This is a genomic window from Sphingobium sp. WR1 (genome assembly GCF_059693745.1).
Genome location: NZ_JCATID010000057.1, coordinates 1 through 5,814, shown reverse-complemented (window position 1 = coordinate 5,814; position 5,814 = coordinate 1). Strand labels below are relative to the sequence as shown.

At 63.0% G+C, this 5,814-nt stretch carries 5 protein-coding genes; 2 read left to right on the top strand and 3 right to left on the bottom strand.

Going from position 1 to position 5,814, the window contains the following annotated elements:
- Positions 1 to 34 precede the first annotated feature (34 nt).
- Positions 35 to 1,438 carry a hypothetical protein gene (locus AC58EF_RS28020; protein ID WP_497279645.1) on the top strand — a complete coding sequence of 468 codons (1,404 nt, stop codon included), beginning with the start codon at positions 35 to 37 and terminating at the stop codon, positions 1,436 to 1,438.
- A 53-nt stretch (positions 1,439 to 1,491) separates the two neighbouring features.
- Here AC58EF_RS28020 and AC58EF_RS28015 read toward each other — a convergent pair whose 3' ends face one another.
- The 3 genes from AC58EF_RS28015 to AC58EF_RS28005 all read right to left on the bottom strand — a co-directional run bounded on the left by AC58EF_RS28015 (position 1,492) and on the right by AC58EF_RS28005 (position 4,762).
- Entirely contained in the window at positions 1,492 to 3,180 is a 1,689-nt protein-coding gene (locus AC58EF_RS28015; protein WP_497279644.1) for an SDR family oxidoreductase, read from the bottom strand.
- A 248-nt stretch (positions 3,181 to 3,428) separates the two neighbouring features.
- Positions 3,429 to 4,214, bottom strand: coding sequence for an SDR family NAD(P)-dependent oxidoreductase (locus AC58EF_RS28010; RefSeq protein ID WP_004213209.1), 786 nt, complete (start codon positions 4,212 to 4,214; stop codon positions 3,429 to 3,431).
- Positions 4,211 to 4,762, bottom strand: coding sequence for a recombinase family protein (locus AC58EF_RS28005; RefSeq protein WP_004213210.1), 552 nt, complete (start codon positions 4,760 to 4,762; stop codon positions 4,211 to 4,213). The genes AC58EF_RS28010 and AC58EF_RS28005 overlap by 4 nt, the downstream gene beginning before the upstream one ends.
- Positions 4,763 to 4,901: 139 nt before the next feature.
- On the opposite strand from AC58EF_RS28005, the gene AC58EF_RS28000 reads away from it, so the two are divergent.
- Positions 4,902 to 5,814, top strand: a 913-nt coding sequence (locus tag AC58EF_RS28000; RefSeq protein ID WP_497279643.1) for a DUF4158 domain-containing protein, incomplete at its 3' end; no start/stop codon positions are given.

Sequence of the window (5,814 nt, the reverse complement as noted above, 5' to 3'; positions counted from 1 at the left end):
GCATTTCGCCAATGCTGCCTAATCCCCCAACTGGGTGACGCCGCGCGGCCGTGCCCCATGTTTGCAACAGAGCCAGCCCATTCATCAAACACCACCTTCATCAGGAGATCTTATGGTTAAGCATAGAAACTTCCGCGCAATGGTTTCCGCTCTCGCTATGCTCGCAGGGCTGTTCACCGCCGGAGAAGCTTCCGCCGAGTTCGTGACGCAATCCGATCAGCGGCCGCCGTCGCCCGCGCGTCTGATCTTCCCCGATACGAAGGACGGACATCATATTTTCGCCGGCGACCTGCACCTGCACACCGTATTCTCGGACGGCTCGGCCTGGCCGACGCTTCGCCTCGCAGAAGCGGCGCATGACGGGCTTAAGTTCGTGTCCTTCACGGAACATGACATCATCACGCCAAAGATCCGCGACACCGGCACCAACAAGAACCGCAGCTATGAAATCGGCCGCGCGTTCATCTCTTCGGGCATGCTTGGCCTCGGCGGCATGAAACTCTCGCTCGGGTCGGAGATCACGCGCGCGATCGGGCATTTCAATTGTCACTTCCTCAAGGATGCAAATGCGCTGAACCCGGGGAAAGTCCATTACAGCACCTTCAAGCAGACGGGCGGGCAGCTCCGGGTCGACTGGAACCGGACCAGCGCGGACGAGAAAGATCTGGAAGCACGGTTCCGCGAAGCGAAGCGGCAGGGCGCCATCTGCCAGTGGAATCATCCGACCATCCCCTCCTCCTCCCCTGGTGAGGCAGTGGTGACGCCGTTCCTCGAACGGATGTTTTCAGAGGGTCTGCTGTCGGGGATTGAGGTTGCGCAAAGCGATTTCATCCACCCCAGCGCGATGGACGTGGCCCTGAAATATAACCTCTATATCGCGGCGACTACGGACGCTCATCTCGGGACCGCGTTGGAGCAGGAGGCGGCGGGGATGGATCACCGCGTCGCCACCCTGTTCCTGACGCAGGGAGAGGATGAAGCGGCCTTCAAGGATGCGCTGGAAAAGCGTCGTACGGTCGGCCTCTTCCGCGACACTTTCTTCGGCACGCGCGAGAATGTTCAAACGGTGATGAACGCGGTCCTGAAGATGTCGTTCACCAAATATTCGCCGTCAGAGTTTCTGATCGGAAACTCAGGCGAGATGGAGATCGCGAATGCTGGCCCGATCGACGTCGAGCTTGAGATCGTTCAGCCGGACTTTCGCCTGCTGAACTATCCGCGCTTCGTGAAGATACCGCATGGATCGAAAGTCACGCTGAAGGCGCTGCGCATCGACGGCCCGAACTTCAAAGGCCTGAAAGTCCGCGTGATCAATTCGCTTGTGACATCGCGTGACCAGCTGGAATTTTTCCTGGAGGCGCAGCCGTTCGATCTGAACGCCATCACCGGCAAGGGTACGCTGAGCAACATCCCCGACGATCTCGACGGCTGGATGTAAGACGGCTGAATGTTCGGCGGCCATGGGTCTTCGGATCCATGGCCGTTTGCATGTCATGCAAGCTCGCGCACCGCTTGCTGCCTCTTCTCATGCCGCGCAAACTCGCCGAGGGCATCCGCAAGAGACGGCAGGTGCGCCCCGCGCCCCGTCGCGAGCGGTACGCGGGAGGGGCGTGGCGCCATTTGGTTCAGGCGGGCGCCCGGCACGGCGCGGATCAGATGCCGGGGCAGGTTCAGGCTGTCCGCGACGGCTTCCGCGAACTCTGCCCATGATAGCTCCGTCTCATTGGTGAGGTGCCAGAGGCCCTGCTCACCGTCGATCAGGAGGTCGAGCGCGACCCTGACGAGATGCGGCACATAGGTCGGCGTGATCCGCTGGTCCGCCGCGGCCTCGAACGGCTGCCCCGCCGTCAGGGCGCGAGCGACCGCGACGGCAAAGTTGAACTCGTCATGGGGAGAGAAGAAGGCTGCGGTGCGAACGATGAGATGCGTCCCCGCCAGGGCGAGAAGTCCCTCCTCCATGCGCGCCTTGCTCTCGCCATAGACGTTGCGCGGGTCGGGCGCGTCGGTTTCGACATAGGCCCCTTCCGCCTTGCCCCCGAAGACGAGGTCGCTTGAGACATTGAGGGTGGCAAGCCCCCGCTCCTCCGCCATCCGCGCAAGGCGGACCGGGCCGTCGCTGTTCGCCGCAAAACAACGGGCGGCATGGCTTTCCGCCTCGTCGACCCGTACCCAGCCGGCGGCGTTCACCACTGCCCAGGGATCGTGCCGGTCCAGCGCAGCCCCGATGCTGGCCTCGCTGGTGATGTCGAGCGCGTGCCGCGCCGTCAGCACATGCGGTATGTTGCGGAGCGTACAGGCCCGCGCGAACGCTTGCCCCAGGGTTCCTGTCGCGCCCATGATCAGGAGGGGCCGACCCATGGGCGCACGCTCCCTGCAACTGTCCGCCCGGTGCTGCACGGCCGGGGCAGGACGGCGGACGGCGGGATATTCAAGCCGGATCGGCCGACGCCACCAGCCCGGCTGCGCTGCAAGCGGATGCCGTGCAGCGCCAGTGGCCAGAGCCGTGCCGAGCGCTGCGAGAGCGGTCGCGCGCGGCGTTCCGCTACTGACGTCGAATATGCCCGGCTCATAGATGCCGGGGGCGGTCAGCAGCGTGTTCCATCCGCTACTGCCGAGCAGCGACCAGAGCGTGATCGCTCGCACGTCCACGCCCTCATTGCGCAGATCCTCGGCGCAATCCCACGCCTCCGCCAGCCAGCGCAGCTGCTCCTCGCGCGTGCAGCCATTATGGACTTCGGTGACCGCGATCGGGGTCGCATAGCGGTCCCACGCCTCCTCTATCACGCCCCTCAGACCGGGCGGGGGCGGCTCCAGCACCCGGATCGCCTCGACATCGGCATAGCGCTGCCCGTCATTGCCGCCATGCGCATGGGCGGGATAGCGCTGCATGCGATGGTCGAGGAACCGCTCGCTGGTCAGATAATGGTTGATGCCGATGATGTCTGGCGGACAGGGATCGGCCGCAATGGCCTCCAGCCTGTGCTCCAGCCCGTGCGCGGCCATGCGCCGCCACAGCGGATGACCGCGCCGTACGCGCCCGAACAGCAGGTCCCATGTCGCCCAGCGCCGGATATTCTCGAACGCAGCCTGCTCGCGCAACTCGGCAGTGGCGAAGGTGCGGCCGAGATCCTCCGTCTGAACGAGCCGCGCGGCGGGATTGACCCTGCGAATGGCCTGCATCGCGAGCCGGGTTCCGTCGATCTGGTTGAGGAGCGCGCGCCAGAACGCGCCCTCGTCGCGGACATGCGGATACCAATGGCCATAAAGCGCCGAAAAGCGCGCCGTGGTGAGCGGCTCATTGACCGGCGTCCACTGGTTGGGGTGACTACACGAAAGTGACGTATCTGCACGCTAAGGGCGAACAAATCCGGTACGATGCCAGCAGATGCTATTCGCAGGCTTTCCTGCCCCTTTTATGTGGTGCCGCCCTACGGGCGCCGATATGGGAGGGCGGCAATCCGATTGACCAACGATCGAGGTAGAACCCTGCTCGCCAAATATGTGAGCTGGTTGCCCATCCCCGGTATGGCGAAGGATTGCCGATAAACCAGAGCGTGGACTGCATGGGCCGCGCACCGGTCAACGTCCATCAAACCCAACCTCCCCCACTTCAAATCGCTGAGGGCAGCCATGTCTGTGTCGATTCCACCGGGTGCAAAAGACCCAACACTCACTCCCGTCCCGGCAAGCTCCACGGAAAGCGCTCGCATGAGGGTGCTCACATAGGCTTTCGACGCGCCGTAGACCGCTTGGAAGGGCACGGATGTTTCGCCCGCCAGGCTCGACACGGCGATTACTGAGGATTCAAACGGCTGCTCCCTGAAAATCGCAATCAGGCGAGCCAGCAAATCCGTGAAACCGAGTATGTTTGTTTCAATTACCTCGGCATAAGTGTCGGCACGGCCTGCATCAAATGAACCAACGCTCGTCATTCCGGCAACCAACAAAGCGGCTGTTACTTGCAATTCTGCAACCTTAGCCGCGATTTTCTCCCTGCCCTCGATTTCACGTTGATCAGCCACTATAATCTCGCACGGCACATTGAACCGCTCGTCAATTTCGGTCTGTAGCTCCCGCAAGTTGTCGAGCCTTCGTCCAACAATCAGGGGCTTGGCCTGGTACGATGCCGCCAAGCGGAGGGCGGACGCTCTGCCCAAACCGGTCGAAGCCCCTGTGACCAGCACCCACGAGTTCTTGATCGCCAGCGGTTTCACGCGTTTTCCAGAGCCTTGTATAGGGCGGTTTTGCCGATCTTGAGCCGGGCCGCCGCCTCACGAACAGTGAGGCCCGCTGCGATATGCGCCCGCGCTTTACGTAGTTTGTCGGGGGTAACGACAGGCCGGCGACCACCCTTGTTGCCCCGCTCGCGTGCGGCCTTGAGGCCGGCATGAGTGCGTTCACGGATCAGGTCACGCTCGAATTGGGCCAGCGAGCCGAAGATGTTGAACACCAGCATGCCGCCCGAAGTGGTGGTGTCGATATTCTCGGTGAGTGAGCGGAACCCGATGCCGCGCGCCGCAAGCTCGCCGACCTTCTCGATCAGGTGGCTCATCGAGCGGCCGAGGCGGTCGAGTTTCCAGACCACCAGCGTGTCGCCGGGGCGCAAATAGGCGAGCGCTTCGGTTAGGCCAGGCCGATCGGCTTTTGCCCCGGATGCGTGATCGTCGAATATACGGTCGCACCCGGCAGTGTTCAGCGCGTCAAGCTGGAGCGACAGCTTCTGGTCTGCGGTCGAGACGCGCGCATAGCCGATCAGCGCCACATGATGCCCGATCCTGTCCGTTTTCCCGTCATTATGCGATCTTGTCCGAATCGCCGTTACAGGTCCAGAGTTAACGGACATATTCCTGTTGGCCGCCAGAGGACCGTCTGACGGACACGCAAAGCGAAGGAGATGATGCTTGGCGAGACGGCGACTGGTGAGCCTGGAAATCTGGGCGAGGCATTATGGCGCGCCGCTCGATGAGCGCGAGATCGCGCGTCATTATACGCTGACCAGCGACGACCTGGAAATTGTCGGCCGCCGTCGCGGCGATGCCACCCGGCTCGGCTATGCGATGCTCATGCTATATATGAGATGGCCTGGCCGTGCGCTGGAAGCGGGCGAAGTCCCGCCCGCTCCTGTGCTCGCCTATGTGGCGCAGCAACTCGGCGTCGCGCCGGCAGCCTTCGCGGATTATGCCCATCGGGACCAGACCCGTCGCGAGCATCTCGTCGAAATCCGACGATCGCACGGGTTCAGGATTTTTGACCGCAACGCTTTCCGTGAAGTTGTCGCCTTCTCGGTCCCAATCGCGCAGACCATCATACACCCCGGCCAGATGGCAGACGTCATCGTCGATGAACTCCGGCGCCTGCAGATCCTCCTGCCTTCTCCGTCGATTCTCGAAGCGGTGCTGCGGCGGGCGCGCCAGCAAGCCGAACAGCTTACCTATGAAGTGCTCACGAATGGCCTGCTGCCTGACACCCTTCAGGGCCTGGACGATTTGCTGGCCCGACGACCGGGGCAGGTCGCGACATGGCTATCCTGGATGCGCAATGCGCCACAATCGCCGGCAGCGCGCAACATCCTGCGCCTGATCGAACGGCTCGCCTATATCCGCGCGCTGGGCCTCGATCGCGCCCGTGCCGACATGATCCCGGCTTTGACTTTTGACAGGCTGGCGGACGAAGGCAGCCGCATCACACCCCAGCACCTTGGCGAACTCAATGCCCTGCGCCGCCATGCGACGCTGGCGGCAACCGGCATCCGGCTTGAGGAAAGCCTGACCGACGCCACCCTGACGATGTTCGACAAGCTGTTGGGCAGCATGG